This is a genomic window from Streptomyces sp. enrichment culture, from assembly GCF_964272855.1.
Classification (GTDB): Bacteria; Actinomycetota; Actinomycetes; order Streptomycetales; family Streptomycetaceae; genus Streptomyces.
In genome coordinates, this window is record NZ_OZ186847.1 from 8,487,446 (window position 1) to 8,504,335 (window position 16,890).

General features: G+C 69.7%; 17 protein-coding genes and 2 pseudogenes. 13 read left to right on the forward strand and 6 right to left on the reverse strand.

Going from position 1 to position 16,890, the window contains the following annotated elements; genetic code table 11:
* The first annotated feature begins 43 nt into the window (after positions 1-43).
* Positions 44-292 carry a putative ATP-grasp-modified RiPP gene (gene tgmA / locus ACSU6L_RS38005; protein WP_437064237.1) on the forward strand — a complete coding sequence of 83 codons (249 nt, stop codon included), beginning with the start codon at positions 44-46 and terminating at the stop codon, positions 290-292.
* Positions 292-1,260, forward strand: coding sequence for an ATP-grasp ribosomal peptide maturase (tgmB, locus tag ACSU6L_RS38010; protein ID WP_437064238.1), 969 nt, complete (start codon positions 292-294; stop codon positions 1,258-1,260). Before tgmA ends, tgmB begins: the two co-directional genes overlap by 1 nt.
* A 735-nt stretch (positions 1,261-1,995) precedes the next feature.
* On the opposite strand, the gene ACSU6L_RS38015 is transcribed toward tgmB, so the two are convergent.
* A complete protein-coding gene (locus tag ACSU6L_RS38015; protein WP_437064239.1) occupies positions 1,996-2,190 on the reverse strand; it encodes a hypothetical protein in 195 nt (64 codons plus the stop codon).
* 50 nt (positions 2,191-2,240) lie between these two features.
* On the opposite strand from ACSU6L_RS38015, the pseudogene ACSU6L_RS38020 reads away from it, so the two are divergent.
* The 9 genes and pseudogenes from ACSU6L_RS38020 to ACSU6L_RS38060 form a co-directional block, all read left to right on the forward strand.
* Positions 2,241-2,474 (forward strand): annotated as a pseudogene (locus tag ACSU6L_RS38020) (hypothetical protein); the annotation flags it as partial.
* A gap of 613 nt (positions 2,475-3,087) precedes the next feature.
* Positions 3,088-3,408 (forward strand): hypothetical protein, encoded by a 321-nt coding sequence (locus ACSU6L_RS38025; RefSeq protein WP_437064240.1) that lies wholly within the window; start codon positions 3,088-3,090, stop codon positions 3,406-3,408.
* Between the two features lie 3 nt (positions 3,409-3,411).
* On the forward strand, positions 3,412-4,362 hold the full coding sequence (locus tag ACSU6L_RS38030; protein WP_437064241.1) for a cyclase family protein: 951 nt from the start codon (positions 3,412-3,414) through the stop codon (positions 4,360-4,362).
* A 1-nt stretch (position 4,363) separates the two neighbouring features.
* A pseudogene (locus tag ACSU6L_RS38035) lies at positions 4,364-4,891 on the forward strand (gluconokinase); the annotation flags it as partial.
* 121 nt (positions 4,892-5,012) lie between these two features.
* The gene (locus ACSU6L_RS38040) at positions 5,013-6,593 is read left to right on the forward strand and encodes a GMC oxidoreductase (RefSeq protein ID WP_437064242.1); all 1,581 of its coding nucleotides are present in this window, start codon (positions 5,013-5,015) and stop codon (positions 6,591-6,593) included.
* 334 nt (positions 6,594-6,927) lie between these two features.
* Entirely contained in the window at positions 6,928-7,722 is a 795-nt protein-coding gene (locus tag ACSU6L_RS38045) for an SDR family oxidoreductase (RefSeq protein WP_437065193.1), read from the forward strand.
* 101 nt (positions 7,723-7,823) lie between these two features.
* Complete coding sequence (locus tag ACSU6L_RS38050; RefSeq protein ID WP_437065195.1) at positions 7,824-9,242, forward strand: cytochrome ubiquinol oxidase subunit I; 1,419 nt, start codon at positions 7,824-7,826, stop codon at positions 9,240-9,242.
* Positions 9,239-10,279: a cytochrome d ubiquinol oxidase subunit II gene (locus ACSU6L_RS38055; protein ID WP_437064243.1), complete on the forward strand. Its 1,041-nt coding sequence runs from the start codon at positions 9,239-9,241 to the stop codon at positions 10,277-10,279. The genes ACSU6L_RS38050 and ACSU6L_RS38055 overlap by 4 nt, the downstream gene beginning before the upstream one ends.
* A gap of 33 nt (positions 10,280-10,312) precedes the next feature.
* A complete protein-coding gene (locus ACSU6L_RS38060; protein ID WP_437065253.1) occupies positions 10,313-10,639 on the forward strand; it encodes a hypothetical protein in 327 nt (108 codons plus the stop codon).
* A 341-nt stretch (positions 10,640-10,980) separates the two neighbouring features.
* Here the strand turns inward: ACSU6L_RS38060 and ACSU6L_RS38065 are convergent, their stop codons facing one another.
* The 3 genes from ACSU6L_RS38065 to ACSU6L_RS38075 form a co-directional block, all read right to left on the reverse strand.
* Positions 10,981-12,849, reverse strand: a complete 1,869-nt coding sequence (locus tag ACSU6L_RS38065) for a serine/threonine-protein kinase (RefSeq protein WP_437064244.1) — start codon at positions 12,847-12,849, stop codon at positions 10,981-10,983.
* Between the two features lie 158 nt (positions 12,850-13,007).
* Positions 13,008-13,367, reverse strand: a complete 360-nt coding sequence (locus tag ACSU6L_RS38070; protein ID WP_437064245.1) for a DoxX family protein — start codon at positions 13,365-13,367, stop codon at positions 13,008-13,010.
* Between the two features lie 115 nt (positions 13,368-13,482).
* Complete coding sequence (locus ACSU6L_RS38075) at positions 13,483-13,977, reverse strand: cupin domain-containing protein (RefSeq protein ID WP_437064246.1); 495 nt, start codon at positions 13,975-13,977, stop codon at positions 13,483-13,485.
* Positions 13,978-14,058: 81 nt separating this feature from the next.
* Here ACSU6L_RS38075 and ACSU6L_RS38080 point away from each other — a divergent pair, with 81 nt between their 5' ends.
* Positions 14,059-14,910, forward strand: a complete 852-nt coding sequence (locus ACSU6L_RS38080; protein WP_437064247.1) for a LysR family transcriptional regulator — start codon at positions 14,059-14,061, stop codon at positions 14,908-14,910.
* Positions 14,911-15,138: 228 nt separating this feature from the next.
* On the opposite strand, the gene ACSU6L_RS38085 is transcribed toward ACSU6L_RS38080, so the two are convergent.
* Both ACSU6L_RS38085 and ACSU6L_RS38090 read right to left on the reverse strand, forming a co-directional pair.
* A complete protein-coding gene (locus ACSU6L_RS38085) occupies positions 15,139-15,363 on the reverse strand; it encodes a hypothetical protein (RefSeq protein WP_437064248.1) in 225 nt (74 codons plus the stop codon).
* Between the two features lie 191 nt (positions 15,364-15,554).
* Positions 15,555-15,830, reverse strand: a complete 276-nt coding sequence (locus ACSU6L_RS38090; protein WP_437064249.1) for a hypothetical protein — start codon at positions 15,828-15,830, stop codon at positions 15,555-15,557.
* A gap of 789 nt (positions 15,831-16,619) precedes the next feature.
* On the opposite strand from ACSU6L_RS38090, the gene ACSU6L_RS38095 reads away from it, so the two are divergent.
* The gene (locus ACSU6L_RS38095) at positions 16,620-16,787 is read left to right on the forward strand and encodes a hypothetical protein (protein ID WP_437064250.1); all 168 of its coding nucleotides are present in this window, start codon (positions 16,620-16,622) and stop codon (positions 16,785-16,787) included.
* Positions 16,788-16,890 lie beyond the last annotated feature (103 nt).

A 16,890-nucleotide genomic window follows, 5' to 3' on the forward strand; every position in this document is an offset into this window, starting at 1 on the left:
CGCCAGAGTCCGCACGAACAGTGGAAAGTGAGGGAGTGGAACGATGGATACACGAAACCCCGGAGCGCCCTGGGGCACCACCCGCATGGCACCGTACGCCGAGACCGGCACGGCTTCCCTGCGGACCCCGGTGATCGACCCGGAAACCCAGATCGCCGGCTTCGTCGACGAACACGGTCGTACGACCGAACTGCACAATCATCACACCGGTAGCAGCACTTCGAGTTCCACGAGTACGGGCTACGCCGACAGCTACGACTCCGACGATTCGTCGGACTCCGACCACGACTGATGACGGCAGGACCGAGCGGGTCGGTGCTGGTGTTGACCAACCTTCATGACGTGACGACCGACGTGGTACTGCGAATCCTCGCGGAGCGCCAGGTCCCGGTAGTCCGTCTCGACCCTGGCACGGACCTGCACGCAGGCGCCTCGCTGACCGCTGCGTACCGCACGGGCGATCAGCGTGGCACCCTGCGCACTCCCAGCCGCGCGCTCGACCTCACCGAAGTGCGCTCCGTCTGGACACGTCGTCCCTCACCTTTCGACGGCCCGCCCGAACTGGACGGACAGGAGCGCCGATTCGCGGCCTCGCAATCCCGGTGGGGCGTCGGCGGCATCCTCGCGTCGCTCGCCGGAGCCCACTACGTCAACCACCCATGGAGCAACCGGGCGGCGGAGCATAAGCCGGCCCAACTCGCCGCCGCACAGCGCAGCGGCCTGTCGGTCCCCAGCACGCTGATCACCAGCGACCTCGAGCAGGCGCGGACCTTCGCCTCAGAGCAGACCGGCGGAGTGGTCTACAAGCCGCTGTGGAACACGCCCTACACGATTGACGGCCAAGCACAGCAGGTGTGGGTGCGCGAGGTGCTGCCGCACGAGATCAACGCCACGGTGGCCCTCTGCCCGCACCTGTTCCAAGCCAAGGTGGCGAAGGCGTTCGACGTACGTGTCACGGCTGTCGGCAACCGGCTGTTCGCGGTCCGGATAGACAGTCCCGATCTCGACTGGCGGCAACGGCAATCCCTGATGGAGTGCACGCCGATCGCCGTTCCCGACCGGGTCGGGCGCTCGGTGTCCGCCTACCTCGGCATCTTCCGACTCGCCTTCGGCGCATTCGACTTCGCCGTCACTCCGGCCGGCGACTGGTACTTCCTCGAGTGCAACCCCAACGGACAGTGGGCATGGCAACCCGAACCGGTCACCGACGCGATCGCCCATGCCATCGCCGATCAACTTCAGGAAGGCCCCGAAGCGTGAGCGGGCCTGCCCCTGGTCCCGGCTGGAAGCGGCCGTCTGATGGGACAAACGGTGAAGTTGACCGACTCACCGCCTGGACCCTGAACCGCCGCAGTTGTCGCACAAACAAGCGGCGACCCAAGAACCCCACCGACGAGACCAAGTAGGGAAAACCGGTGGACGTCGACGGGATACTGCCGTCATGGCCGTCATGGCCGTCATGGCCGTCATGGCCGTCACGCAGCAGCTCGCCCGCGTTCCGGCGAAGTATCTCGCCTCCTGCCGCCAGTCAGCCGAGGCGTCGCAGGATGGAGATCACCTCTGGGATCCACCGCCGGCGACGCCGCGCCGCCCATCGCACAGACCCCACCGGCGCCCCGGACAGGGACGCCGCTCATCCGGCAGCCCGAGGGTCGACCATCACGCAGCCTGCGTAGGATCCGGACATGACCAGGGCGAAGGGGCGGTGGCCGGAGCTGGATCCGGATCAGGGCGTCGAAGACGTGACGCTGCTCATCCTGGAATGGCTCGCGGAGCAGGGTGTGTCAGCCGTGATCCGAGTGGACGCGGAGCGATGGCAGGAAGGTCGGCCGGCGTGGGCGGTCGCCGCTGATGGTGGACCGCTGTCCGAGGGGATGAGAACCCGACGGCAGATCAGCCGCGGAGTGCGTGGGCAGAGCCCTGGTCAAGCTGCGGGAGGCTGGCCGTACCCGTATGAGCGTGACGTGGGCGGCGGCGTGACGCCGCCCACCCCGCTCACCAGGTCCGGTACCCCTCGTCCTCTTCGTCGGGTTCCAGCGGAGCGAATTGCCGCAGTTCGTTGCCCCGGATCATCCACAGGCGGAAGAACCCTTCCTCCTGATCCATCACCATCAGCTGGACCAGGTTCGGTTCGCGCCACGGCACCTCGAACACTCGCTGCCTGAGGGCGTCAAGGTCGGCGTGATTCAAAGCGCCCGCCCACACCTCGCACTCAGGCTGCTTCCAGCCGCCCCACTGGTGCCCGTCGCTGGGCCAAGACCGTCACAAGGATCACGGGCAAGGCCGTCGAGGCATTGGACCTCGAGGGCTACGAGCCGGTGCCCGAAGTGCAGGGTGTGACCGACGGTTGGTGGCGGGGCAAGGACTCGCTCATCGCCCTGTACAGCGGCGAGGCCGTGGCCCTTGACGCACCACGATGCCTTGAGGCTCACATTTACGGCGGTCTCGACGAGTGGGGTCTGCACGGCGGCTGAGTTTCGGGCGGCCCCGCCGGTCCTACTTGGCCGTGAGGCCAACCATCACGCTCGCCGGTGCGCACCGGTCGGCCGCCAGTCTCGTCGGGCGGGTCCACCATCAAGGGTGGTCGGAGGCCGTGCGTCCAGGTGCGCGGGGCTGACGCGGAGGGCACCCGGGGCTGCTCCGTCTGCTATCCGCCTGAGTCATCGGGCGTACGGGATTGCCGCGATCAGGCAGACGGTCGAGACGGGCAGGGCGATGGCGAGCTGGTGGATCCGGAGGGTGCCGGGGCCCTCGTCGTCCGGCTTGCACGGCGACGCCGGCCTCCGCCTTGCGGACGAGTTCGGTGCGGCGCAGGTCCAGGACGATGAGGACGACTACGGCGACGCCGAGCTAGACCAGCAGATTGATGAGGGCCTGGCTGGTCCCGTGGCCGTCTGACGTAGATGGTGTGGTGCAGCAGGATGCAGCCGTTGCGGGGCGGCAGGCAGGGCCCGAGGTCATGCCAGAACGCAGGCAGGTACGGCACGCCGCTGACGCCGCCCGAGGACGGGTTGCCCAGCAGGAGGATCGCGACGATCGTCACGAGGGTGCCGATGGGCCCGACCAGCTTCAGTACCACGGCCCAAGGTGGCGACGATCTTCAGGACGCCGATCCGCTGCGCTCCCGCAGGCGGAGCGGCCTGCACCGCGATAGGGGCGTCGTACGCGCGTTCGGATATTGAAGCTGCGTGGCTGCCGGGAGCCCGCCACGATGTGGCAGGGGTGACCTTGGTGGCTGATAGTGAAGGAAAGGGCTTCTGTCGTTCGTTCGGAGCAGCCATGGACCGCTATCCCCCGACCGCCGATCACGGTCGCGTCGGCGATCTGCAGACGGCGTTCATCCATCTGACCCGGATCATGGCTGCCACCACCCTCTACGACGCCCTCGACGCTGAGAACGGGCGCTGACCCATGGCGGCGCAGGCGCGTACGACGGCACAACCGCGGCTGACCGCGGACGAGTTCGACTCGCTGTACCGGAGCATGAGGTCGCGGTCGTCCTGGGCCGAGGGGGAACGGGGTGCGCTGGTCGCGCTCACGCCGGACCGCGTGCGGGACGCGGCCCGCGAGGTGCGCACGGGCCGGACGGTCACGCTGTCCGTCCCGGTGCAGACCTCGCCGGGCCCCGACGATCCGGAGCCCGCGACCCACCGGATGACACAGTGGCCGGGACAGTCCGCCGACCACGCGAGCGGACTCGGCTTCGCCATGGACAGCTTCGCCATGAACGTGCACGGGGACGCCCACAGCCACATCGACGCCCTGTGTCACGTCATCTACGACGGGACCCTGCACGGGGGCATCCCCGCGAGCACCGTCACCGAGGACGGCGCCGAGGCGCTGGGGATCGACACGGCCTGCGACGGCATCGTGGGGCGCGGCGTGCTGCTGGACGTCCCACGGTCGCGCGGGGTGCCGTGGCTCGAACCGGGCGATCACGTGAGCGCCGACGACCTGGCCGCGGCCGAGGACGCCCAGGACGTCCGAGTGGGCGAGGGCGACCTGCTGTGCGTTCGCGTCGGCCACCGCCGGCGCCGTGCCGAGCTGGGTGCCTGGCGGGTGGCGGACGCCCGTGCGGGTCTGCATCCGACCGCACTGGAGTTCCTCGCGGACCGCCGGGTCGCCGTGCTCGGCGGCGACGGGAACAACGACACCGCCCCCGGCTGCGTCGACGGCGTCGACTTCCCCGTACATGTGCTGGCGATCCACGCCATGGGACTGCACCTTCTGGACTATCTGCAGTTCGAGGACCTGGCGCGGGTCTGTGAGGAGGAGGGGCGGTGGTCGTTCCTCTGTGTCATCGCCCCCCTGCGGCTGCCGCACGCCACCGGGTCACCGGTCAACCCGATCGCCGTCCTGTGAGATCGCCGTGCGAGCGGCGTCCGGCGTCCCGGTGGTGATCGTGGTCATGGGTGTCTCAGGAGCGGGGAAGACCACCGTCGGCAAGCTGCTCGCGCAGCGACTGGGGCTTCCCTACCTGGAGGCGGACGACCTGCACCCGGCTGCGAACCGCGCCAAGATGGCGTCGGGACATGCCCTCACCGACGAGGACCGCGGACCGTGGCTGAGGGCGCTCGCCGACTGGGTCAGGCAGGCGACGGACTCGGGCCGGGGCGGAGTCATGGCGTGCTCGGCCCTCAAGCGGGAGTACCGGGACCTGCTCCGTCAGGCCGGGGCGGGCGTATGGTTCCTGCACCTGGGGCTCGATCCCGCGTCCGCCGCCGAGCGGGTAGCCCGACGCGCAGGTCATTTCATGCCGTCCGGTCTGGAGGGATCCCAGTACGCGACTCTCGAGCCGCTGCGTCCGGACGAGCCGGGGATGACCGTCGACGCGTCAGAGGACCCGCGGTCGATCGTCGACGAGGCCGCCCGGGCTGTCCGCGGCAGCGGAATGAACAGGTCTGTGCCCGGCTTGGACCGGGCCGTCGATACGGGGGGCCACGAGAACCTTCGGACCGAGTGCACGAACATGCCAACCGTCCGGCGGGGGGCACTCAGAACGGGTACTGCTCATGGCTGACAGCCGGCACTACGACGTCATCGTCATCGGAACGGGAGCAGGAGGCGGGACGCTGGCCCATCGGCTGGCGGCCACCGGGAAGCGGATCCTGATCCTCGAACGCGGCAGCTACCTGCCGCGAGAGCGGGACAACTGGGAATCCACCGCGGTCTTCGTCAAGGGCAAGTACCGTGCCCCGGAGTTCTGGTATGACAAGCACGGCAACGAGTTCCCCCCGGAGGTCAACTACTACGTCGGCGGGAACACCAAGTTCTACGGCGCCGCGCTCTTCCGGCTCCGCCCCGAGGACTTCGGGGAAGTGCGCCACCACGACGGCATCTCACCGGCCTGGCCGATCCGCTACGAGGATCTGGAGCCCTACTACACCGAGGCCGAGCAGCTGTATCTCGTCCACGGGCGACACGGCGAAGACCCCACCGCGGGCCCGACGAGCGGTCAGTACCCGCATCCGCCGGTCGAGCACGAGCCGCGCATCCAGCAATTGAGCGACGACCTGGAGAAGCGGGGACTGCACCCCTTCCACCTGCCCATCGGAGTCAACCTCACCCAGGACCAGGACGGCAGGGCCACCCACTCCAGCGTCTGCATCCGGTGCGACCGGGTGGACGGCTTCCCCTGCCTCGTCGACGCCAAGTCCGATGCCCAGGTGATCTGCGTCGACCCCGCGCTGAAGCACGAGAACGTCACCATGGTGACCGGCGCTCACGTGCGCCGCCTGGAGACGGAACGGTCCGGGCGGACCGTCACCGGTGCCGTGGCCGAACTCGGCGACGGGACGACGGAATCGTTCAGCGCGGACATCGTGGTCGTCGCCTGCGGTGCGGTCAACTCGGCCGTCCTGCTGCTGCGTTCGGCCAACGACAAGCATCCCCGCGGCCTGGCCAACAGCTCCGACGTGGTGGGACGCCACTACATGCGGCACAACAACCTCGCCTTGATGGCGGTGTCCAAGGAACCCAACCCGACCAAGTTCCAGAAGACGCTGGCGATGAACGACTGGTACCTGGGTGCCGACGACTGGGACTTCCCGCTGGGCGGCATCCAGATGCTGGGCAAGTCGGACGCCGACCAGATCCACGGCGAGGCGCCGCATTGGGCCGGAATGGTCTCGCCCGACATGCCGTTCGAGATGCTGGCCCACCACGCCGTCGACTTCTGGCTGTGCGGGGAGGACCTGCCACTTCCGGACAGCCGCGTCACCCTCGACGCAGACGACCGCGTCCATCTCGCCCTCGACGAGAAGAACAACATCGCCGGGCTCAAGCGCCTTCGTCACAAGTTCCAGGGAATGCTCGGTCACCTGGGCATGCACGAGCACCATCTGCTGCCGCACAGCCTCTATTTGCACAAAGGCATGCCGATCGGAGCCACGGCGCACCAGGCCGGCACCGTGCGGTTCGGGACGGACCCGGAGAGTTCCGCTCTCGACCCCGACTGCAAGGCCCACGACCTCGACAACCTCTACGTCGTGGACACCGGCTTCTTCCCGAGCATCGGCGCGGTCAACCCGTCGCTGACCGCAATGGCCAACGCCCTGCGGGTCGGCGATCGCATCGCCGCCCGGCTGGGTTGATGGGGCTCGGTGCCTCTTGGGCGACCGCGGGCGCGCTCTCGGGCGCGCTCGCCCCGCCCCGTTACCGCCAGGCGCTTCAGCCCCCTGCGCGTGGACGACCACCGGCTGGGACGACTGCCCTGGCGGCCGTCCGGGCGCGGCCGACCGGGGGAACCCCCTCGCCTGAGCGGCGCAACCACCGGCAGATCTGGGTGCGGCCCCTCGTCGGCGATGGTTGCGTGACCTGCGGACCCCTCGGCCGTCGCCCCGGCCGTGCAGGGCAGGGCAGCAGCAGAGGAGGCGGTCGGCAGTGAGTTCCACCGAGGGTGCACAGAACGGCCTGATCCCCGTCCACTTGCTCCGGGGTCAGAAGGCGCTGGTGACCGGGGCCAACTCAGGGATCGGCAAGGCCACGGCCATCGGCCTGGGCAAGGCCGGGGCGGACGTGGTCGTCAACTACGTGGCAGGCCGGGACGAAGCCGAGAAGGTCGTCGAGGAGATCACTTCGTTCGGTGTGCGGGCTGCCGCGTACGAGGCGGACGTGTCCGATGAGGACCAGGTCGTCGCCATGACGGAGCGGATGGTCGAGGAGTTCGGCACGATCGACATCCTGGTCGCCAACGCCGGCCTGCAACGGGACGCCGCCTTCACGGACATGACGCTCGCCCAGTGGCACAAGGTGCTCGACGTCAACCTCACCGGGCAGTTCCTCTGCGCCCGTGAGGCCACCAAGGAGTTCCTGCGCCGGGGCGTCGTCCCCGAGGTGTCACGCTCCGCCGGGAAGATCATCTGCATGAGCTCGGTGCACCAGCTCATCCCGTGGGCGGGCCACGTCAACTACGCCTCCTCCAAGGGCGGCGTGCAGATGATGATGGAGACCCTGGCACAGGAACTCGCCCCGAAACGCATCCGCGTGAACGCCATCGCCCCCGGCGCCATCAGGACCCCCATCAACCGCAGCGCCTGGGAGACCCCGGATGCCGAGCGCGACCTTCTGCGGCTGATCCCGTACAACCGGGTCGGCGACCCGGAAGACATCGCTCACGCAGCGGTCGGCCTCGCCTCCGACCTCATGGACTACGTCGTCGGCACCACCCTCTACGTGGACGGGGGAATGACCCTGTTCCCCGGATTCGCCACCGGCGGCTGACCCAGCCGCCTGCGCTGTCGGCTGTCGGCTTTCGGCGGAGACCTTCCGGAGACACCTTGCACACCGCGATTCACCTGCTGGCGGATGCGCCGGCGCAGATGATGCCGGCCAGATCGCTCATGGCCTTCACCCTCGCCTCCCACATCATTCTGGTGCCGTTGGGCGTGGCGCTGCCGCTGATCACGCTCATCATGCACGGCTACGGCCTGCGCAAGGGCGACGCGACGGCACTGCTGCTGGCGCGACGGTGGTCGGCCGTGATGGCGGTCCAGTTCGCGATCGGCGTCGTGACCGGCACGGTTCTGTCCTTCGAGTTCGGCCTGCTGTGGCCCGGTCTGATGGGACGATGGGGCGATGTGTTCGGGATCGGGTTCGGCGTGGAGGCCTGGGCCTTCTTCCTGGAAGCGGTCCTGATCGCCATCTACCTGTACGGCTGGCGTCGGCTGAAGCCCCGCACCCACTTCCTGCTCGGGCTCCCTCTCCCCGCTGCGGCGCTGCTCGGAGCCTTCGGCATCCTGGCCGCCAACTCCTGGATGAACACGCCACGGGGCTTCGCCCTCGACGCCGAGGGCCACCCCACCGACGTGAACGTCTGGAAGGCGATCTTCACGCCGATGTTCGGGCCGCAGTACTGGCACTTCGTGGTGGCCATGCTGGTGACCGCCGGCTACGTCGTGGCCGGTGTGTACGCCACCGGGTGGCTGCGCGGACGCCGGGACCGCTACCACCGTCTCGGCTTCACCGTGCCGTTCACCGTCGCCGCGGTGTTCACGCCCATTCAGTTCATGCTGGGCGACTCCATCGCCCGGCAGGTCTTCCACAAACAGCCGGTCAAGTTCGCCGCGATGGAGATCGTCTGGGAGACCGACACCCATGTGCCGGAATACCTGTTCGGCCGCCTCCACCCGGACGGCACCATCTCCGGCGGGATCAAGATCCCGCAGCTCGACTCCCTCCTGGCCGGCTTCCGACCCGACACCAAGGTGACCGGACTGACCTCCGTACCGGCCTCCGACCGACCGAACGCCACTCAGGCGACCATCGTCCACTGGGCCTTCGACCTCATGGTCGGGATCGGCAGCCTGCTCGTGCTGCTGGCCCTGTGTTACGCCCTGATCTGGTGGCGCCGCCGTCGGCTGCCCGAGTCGAAGTGGTTCTACCGCGGCGCCGCGTGCGCGGGCGTCGCCTCCGTCGTCGCCGTCGAATGCGGCTGGATCACCACCGAGGTGGGACGCCAGCCGTGGATCGTCTACGAGAACATGCGCGTCGCCGAAGCCGTGACCTCCACCCGCTCCTACGCCCTGTGGATCATGTTCGCTCTCGTGATCGTCGTGTACGTGTTCATCTTCGGTTCCTTCCTCGTCGTACTCCTGAAGATGCGCACCCGCTGGCGCCTGGCCGATGCGCGAGCGGCGGCAGGGCTCCCCGTGGAGGGGCCGGAGACGGACACTCCGTACGGACCCCGGCCCACCGTCCCGGCCGGTGACTCCGGCGGCCCATCCGGAAGGACCGGGTCATGACGGCAGACGTCATCGCCGTAGTGCTGCTGCTGGCGATCGCCGCGTACACCTGCGCGGGCGGCACCGACTTCGGGGCGGGCTTCTGGGACCTGACGGCCGGGGGAGCCGAGCGCGGCAAGCGGCCGCGATGGCTCATCGACCACGCGGTGGCCCCCGTCTGGGAGGTCAACAACGTCTGGCTGATCTTCGTCCTGGTCATCATGTGGACCGGCTTCCCGGTGCTGTTCCAGACGGTCTTCTCCGCCCTGTGGCTGCCGCTGGCCCTGGCCGCCGTGGGCATGGTCCTGCGCGGCGCCGGATTCGCCCTGCGCAAGCCCAGCCGCCGGCTGGCGGGCCGGCGCCTGTACGGCGCCGTGTTCGCCATCTCCTCCCTGCTGACCCCGTTCTTCCTCGGCGCCGCGGCGGGCGGCGTGGCCTCGGGGCGCGTGGCCCCCGGCACACCCGCGGAAGCCGACGCCTGGTCCAATCCCACGTCCCTCCTCTTCGGTCTGCTCGCAATCGCGGCCACGGCGTTCCTGGGTGCCGTGTTCCTGGCGGCGGACGCCCGCCGCTTCGACGCGCAGGACCTCGACGGCTACTTCCGGAGGCGCGCGTTCGGCGCTCTCGCCGCCGTGGCGGTGCTGGCCGTCGTGACGCTGTTCGTCACCCACGACGACGCGCCGCACGTGTGGCACGGGCTCACCCATGGCGCGGGTCTGGTCTTCGTCGTCCTGGCGGGGGTCGCCACGATCGGCAGCGTGGGCCTGCTGCTGCGGAGCAGCGGAGCCTGGTCACGGCCGACGGCCGTCGCCGTCGTCGTGGCGGCGGTGATCGCCTGGGGTCTGGCCCAGCGTCCGTACCTGATCCCCACGTCGCTGACCGTGGCCGAGGGAGCGGGTGCCTCCAACACCCTCCACTGGCTCGGGATCGTCACGATCGTCGCCTTGGTACTGGTCTTTCCCGCGGTCGCCTTCGTGTACTGGCTCGACACCCATGGCGAACTCGAACCGCTCACCGATGCCGAACTGCGGCGAGGCGATGCCGGCGAACAGAACTGATTCCCCATCGCGTGAGACGGGGGCGAGGCTGCCGTGAACGAAGAGCAGATCCTGCTGGGCATCGGCCTGACCGTCGTGCTCGCGGTGGGCTCCCAGATCCTGGCGAGTCGCTTGCGTGTTCCTTCCCTGATCATCCTGCTTCCGGCCGGGTTCACCGCGGGCGCCCTCACCGGTCTCGTCCACCCCGACCAACTGGCGCCGTCGCGCGCTCGGCGGCGGTTGCCACGATCGAGTCCGAGGGCGATGCCGGCGATCGCGTTGTGCTCCGGGCCGACCACCATCGCCGCCACGATCAGGATCTGGGAGTTCGACATGACGCCGGCCGAACCGATGAGCCCGGCGATCACGAGGAACAGGTAGAAGGACGGCAGATACGTTCCCTCCGCCCGGATGCGTGCTTCGACCGCGGCCCACAGCGGGGTGTGGACGAGCACGCTGGGTTCCTCCGCCTCGATCCGCTGCGCGTGCTGCGAGAACATCATCTCGACGTCGTCCGCGGCGATGGACCCGGAGCTGTCGACCCCCAGTCGGCGCAGGCTCCCGAGACGAACACGGCGACGACGATGCGCGGGACTCCCGGGGCGACCTTCCGACGCCGGTCATGCCAGGCAACGCCCCGTGTCCGGAGGCGCCAGGTGCCGCCCCCGGTGATGCCGTGAGATGGCAAACCCCGACCCGCCTAGCCCCGGCCGCGACCGCCCTCAGTCCTCCTGCTCGTTGGGCATCACCTTGGTCACCTTGCCCGTGTGGTCCGCCGTCAGGTAGCCCGTCTGACTGTGCTTGTTGGAGAGGTAGGCCGACATGCCCATCGGGTCGCCGAAGGTCGGGTCGGCTCCCTCCACCACCAGGTACCGCGTGGTGATGTCCTTCACGTTCAGTTCCCTCTCGGCCCGCTCGAACAGGGCGGGGACGGCGTCCCAGTCGAAGTCTTCGGCGCTGAACGGGCTCTCCACAGGGGTCACCGACCCGCTGATGATGCCCTTCTGCGCACCCTCCCCCGGCCGATAGGTCCAGGAGTCGTAGCGGGTTTTGCTGCCGTCGACCATGACCTCGGCGGAGACGTACTCCGGGTAGACGACGAGGCGGCACATCCGGTCCGTGCCCGTCTCGGCCTTGAGTGCCGCCACAGCGGTGCGGATGCCGTCCGGGGTCAGCAGGTCGGCCTCCGTCGCGTCCTCACCGGAGGCCGCCGGGTCTTCGGAGTCGTCGCTGCCCCCGGGGACACCGGCGGTGTCGGTCGGAGCGGGGGAGCGGGAGCCGGCGACGGGGCTTGGCGACTTCACGCCCTGGTCCTTCGCGTCGTCGCTGCCGTCAGGAAGGAGGGTCCACACCAGCACCCCGACGAGCACCGTGGAGACGATCGAGGAACCGACGGCGGCACGGCGGATCCGCCGCCGCACCCGCGCCTCGCGGTCCCCCTGGCCGACGACCGTGACCGAACCTGGCAGGGGCTGGTGCTGTGGCTGCCCGAGCGGCGGGGTGTCGCGGACGGAGTGCGCGCTCGGGAAGGGCGGGTTCGGAGTGTGCTGCGCGTATGGAGAGGACTGCGACGACGAATTCGGGGGAGCGGTCGGTGTCGGTGTCGGTGTCGGGGCGGTGTGGGGAAGCGAACCGGAGGATGGTGCCGCGCCAGGCATAACCGGGCCGGCGGGTCTCCGCGCCGACGCGTCCGGCGGGGCGAGACGGAATGAGGTCGTGCCGGTGCGATCGGCTGCCGAGCCCGGCGTCGGTCCCTCTGCCGCCTCGGCGAGCATCGCGTCCACGGTGGCTGCGTCCGGTCGCCTAGCCGGGTCCTTCGTCAACACCGCGTCGAGGAGGGGCCCGAGTACTCCTGCCTGCCGGGGCGGCGGCAGTTCCTCGTTCAGGACGGCCGCCAGCGTGGCCAGCGTACTTCCTCTGCGGAGCGGGTGGTGGCCTTCGACGGCGACGTACAGCATCATCGCGAGCGACCACAGGTCGGATTCCGGGCCGCCCTCGCCACCGGAGATGCGCTCCGGAGCCATGTAGTCAGGCGTGCCGATGATGGAACCGGTTGCGGTGAGGACGGTCGACTCGCGGATCGCGGCGATGCCGAAGTCGGTGAGCACGGGACGCCCGTCGGTGCGCAGCAGCACGTTCGCGGGCTTGACGTCCCGGTGCTGGATTCCGACCGCGTGCGCGGCGCGCAGCGCGCCGAGCACCTCGCGGCCCAGCCGGGCGACCTCCCGCGGCTCCATCGGGCCGAGGGCAAGACGGTCGGCGAGGGAACCCCCGGTGACCAGCTCCATGACGAGCCATGGGTACGAGTGCCCGGCGCCGTCCACCACATGATGGATCGTGACGACGTTCGGGTGCTCGACGCGGGCCAGCGCCCGGGCCTCGCGCAGCACCCGGGCACGCAGCAGCGCCGCGGCCTCCGGGTCGTACTCGGCGAGCCCCGGGTCAGGCGGACGCACCTCCTTCAACGCGACGGCGCGATCCAGTACGACGTCGCGCGCCCGCCACACCGTGCCCATGCCGCCACCGCCGAGCCGCGCCTCCAACTCGAACCGGCCGTCGATCACCCGTCTGCCGGGCTCCCCCTCGTTCATGGCGTGGAGCATACGAGAACGGAGTGACAGCGAACGCAGCACCTCGCTCATCGCACGTCATCGCGGTAGGAGCGCATCGGCGCGGGCTTGTGAGCAGATGCTCTCCGTGGGGACCCCCGGCCCGGTGTACGCATCCACCGGTCGAGGACTGCGCTCGATCACAGCCGGGTGGCCAGCCAGATGGTCACCGCCGCGGTGACGGCGAGTCCGGCGTTGAGTGTGATCCGGTGGTCCTCGCCGGTCAGGTGGACGGCGATCGCGCCGGTCTGCAGGAGTACGAAGCCGATGGCCGCGGCCGGCGCCAGCGAGGGGGCGATGCCGGTCAGCGGCGGCAGGACCAGGCCGGTCGCGCCGAGTATTTCGACCGCTCCCAGCGCCCTGAGGGCGGACAAGGGTACGCGGTCGACCCAGGCCATCATCGGTCGGAGCTGATCGCGGCTGCGGATCACCTTCAGCGTGCCTGCGTAGAGGTGGAAGAGCGCGAGCAGTCCCGCGACGATCCAATAGGCGATGTTCATGGTTCCCGTTCATGGTTCCCGTTCACGGACCACCGGTTCACGGGGACCCGTCGATTGCTTCGTTGGCCAGAAGAGCCCCGGTGAAGGCCCGGTCCGTGTCGCTCGCGCCCTCGGTTCAGTCGTGGTCGGTGGCGGGCTCGGTCGCGTAGCGGCTCATCGCGTCGACGTTGGCCTGTGGCGACAGCGGCCGGCCGCCGGCGAGCACCTCCTGGAGGTCTCGGAAGTACTGCACGTACAGGTCGGGGGTGAATGTGCTGAGCATGACGGCGGGTTGGCCGGTCGGGTTGGCGAAGGTGTGCGGGGTACCGGGCGGAACCATCACGAGCGTGCCCGTGGTGGCGTCGTAGTCCTCGTCCCCGACGGTGAACCGCACGGTGCCGGAGAGGACGTAGAAGCCCTCGTCATGCCGGGCATGACGATGCTGCGGCGGCCCCTGGGTGTGCGGGGCGAGGACGGACTCGGCGATCGCGAGGCGGTGCCCGGTGTGGCTGCCGTCCTCCAGAACGCGCATGAGCGTGGTGCCCAGAACGATCGTCTCGCCGTCGCCGGGACCCACCACCGATACAGCGGGGTCGGTCTGCGGCTCGCTGGTCTTCGCTTCTTCGGTCATGCTCACGAGTGCACCGCCGGGGACCTGCCGGTGTCCAAGACCCATCCCGCGGCGCCGATGCCTCGTGGGTAACGTTGCAGCGTGGAGCTACGGACCTTGCGCTACTTCGTGGCCGTCGCCGAGGAACTCCATTTCGGCCGGGCCGCCACCCGACTGCACATGAGTCAGCCGCCGCTGAGCCGGGCGATCAAGCAGTTGGAGGCCGATGTCGGGGCCCTGCTCTTCACCCGCTCGCCTACGGGGGTCACGCTCACCGCGGTGGGCTCGGTGCTGCTCGACGAGGCGCGGGCCCTGCTCGACCACGCCGACCGCATCCGGGTACGCGTGAGCGCGGCGGCCGGCGTCACGACCCTCACCATCGGCATCCTGGGCGACGGCACCGACCCGGGAATGGCCAGGCTGGCCGCCGCCTACCGCCGACGCCACCCCGGCATCGACATCCGCATCCGCGACACCGATCTGACCGACCCGACCTGCGGGTTGCGCGCCGGACTGGTCGACGTCGCGCTGACACGAGCGCCGTTCGACGAGACTGCCCTGACGGTGCGTGCACTGCGGACCGATCCGGTCGGCGTGGTCCTGCGCGCAGACGATCCGCTGGCCCGCCGCGGCGAACTGCGGCTGGCCGAACTGAGCGACCGCCGCTGGTTCCAGTTCCCGCAGGGCACCGACCCCATCTGGCAGTCGTACTGGAACGCCGGCAGGCCGCGCGAGGGCCCAGTGGTGAGCGCCGTCCAGGAATGCCTGCAGGCCGTGCTGTGGAACGGCACGGTCGGCCTGGCCCCGCTCCGGCACGACCTGCCCGCGGAGCTGGCCGTGGTGCCGCTGAACGACATGCCGCCAAGCCAGGTGGTGGCGGTGTGGAACGAGGGTGACACCAACCCGTTGATCCGGTCCTTCAGCGAGATCGCGACAGCCGCGTACCGTCACTGAGCACCGACGACCGGCTGAATCGCCACGAGTGGTCACCGGCCGGTGGATGACCGTCCCACCGCGGTGTGCGCGTCGGCTGCCGCGAGCACGGTGCCAGCCAGTTCCGCGACCCCGCCCGGGTGACGTCGGCGCGGGAGATCCACCCAACGGTGGACCGGGTGCCGTCACCCGGTACCCACCGTGCCGTGTGCACCGGCCGGACTGGTTGCCCAGCCGTGCGCCGACCGGTCAAGTAATCGCCTGCGTGGTCCCGTCAGGCAGCGCGCAGGCGTAGCCGGCGTAGGGGCGTGCAATGATCTGTCCGCCGGCGGCCGTGCAGTCGTCTCTGGAGATGTTCGGAGACGAGGCGGCCCCGGCGCTGACGGCGCCGACAGCGCTCACTGTACCGACGGCGCTCACGCCGGAAAGGGTTGCCGCGGCCAGGACGAGGCCCAGGATTCTTCGCATGCGCATGGCTTACTCCTCCTCTCAGGCGCCTTCGTTCGGCCTTCGGGAAGGACAAGCCTCAAGACGACGGCGCCCTCATACTCAGCATGGGCGCTCCGAATGAGGCCCGAGAGGCGAGGCTGGGCGCCACCCGGGCAGGGAGACGGGCCGTACCTGTATCCGACCGGTGCCTGCGAGTGGCTGCCACACGCGCTCCTCTAACGCGGTTCGTGGGCCGCCGCCCGGCACGCACCGGTCGCGGCGCCGCCCGCCACTCCGGCCCCGGTCAGTCCGGTCACACAACCCTCCAAGTCTCCGACCACGCCACGGCTGCAGGCCGCTGTGACGGCGGCGGAATCGGTGGCACCGGCCAGCTCGGCCATCTGTGTGCAGGCGGGGATGTCCGCCCGGGCCGCGGGAGCGGTGAGGACCGCACCACCCAGGGTGAGGGTCAGGCCGGTGAGGGCACCGGCGATACGGATCGACGTGCGCACGGGGACGCACCTGCCTTCCGGGTTGGGCGCGCGGTCCTGGTCACGGCGGGCCGGATCCACGCGGTAAGGCCGCCTGGCGACGCTCGGTGAGTGCCCCGGCCGGCGGGCTCACAGACTGACCTCACGATTCTGCGTCGCCTCCATTGAGCCGCACCGGGACATGGTCGCCAGGCCGAAGGAGAGGGCCCCGGACCGCATGAGACGCACTCGGACCTCCACTCACGGGCCCCTCACTCCAGCGTCGCATCCTCTCCCTCGCCCACTGGACAGCCTTCGGCTGGAGGACAGCGAGATCGAGGCCGTCATCGAGGCGCCGGACCAGGACGTGTCCAGGTTCCGAGAGATCCTCGCTCAGGTGCTCGCCTACGGGCGGCCGGAGGCCTTGCCCACGCGCGTTGCGGTCTGATCTAAGGGGCGGGGGCCGCCGCGATGCGACCTGCGGCGCGCACCTGCCTCGGCGACCGGGGCGCCACGCCCACCGCGCAGGTGCCGGCCCGCCGTAGCCCGCACAGACGGAGTAGACCCTCACCCCACCCCTGGCCGGAATCAGTACAGTCCCCGCGCATTCCGACGGATTTCCACGCCGCCCCCGCCGGACCCGATCAAGCGGATATCGCAGGCGAATCGGCAGACGATAACGCTGCGCACCGACTACCGATAGATCAATTCCTCCCTGAGGATGAACGACAAACACGCCTTCTCAACGGTGTCCGATAGCAGCGCTATTCGACTCGGTTTCCTTCTGCTTCAGTGAGACGCGTTGTGTGACGCACCTATGGAGGAGGCCACATGGCCGAAGTCAAGAAGGTCGCCCGTCCCGCGGTCACCGCGTCGTCCCGTCCCTGCGCTTTCGTCTCGCCGGACAAGGGCAACGCTCCGACCATCACGCCCGCCCGCAAGCAGGCTGAGGCCGTCTCGGCCCCCGCTGAGCAGCGGAAAGAGTGTGCGTCGGCCTAAGGGCTGAGGCTCCCCGGGGCCCGCCCGCAGGCCGGGCAGGCCCCGGTCTGTGCGCTGCCGCGCGCCGTCGAGGGCCCACCAGCGCGCCGTACGTCCGCATCGG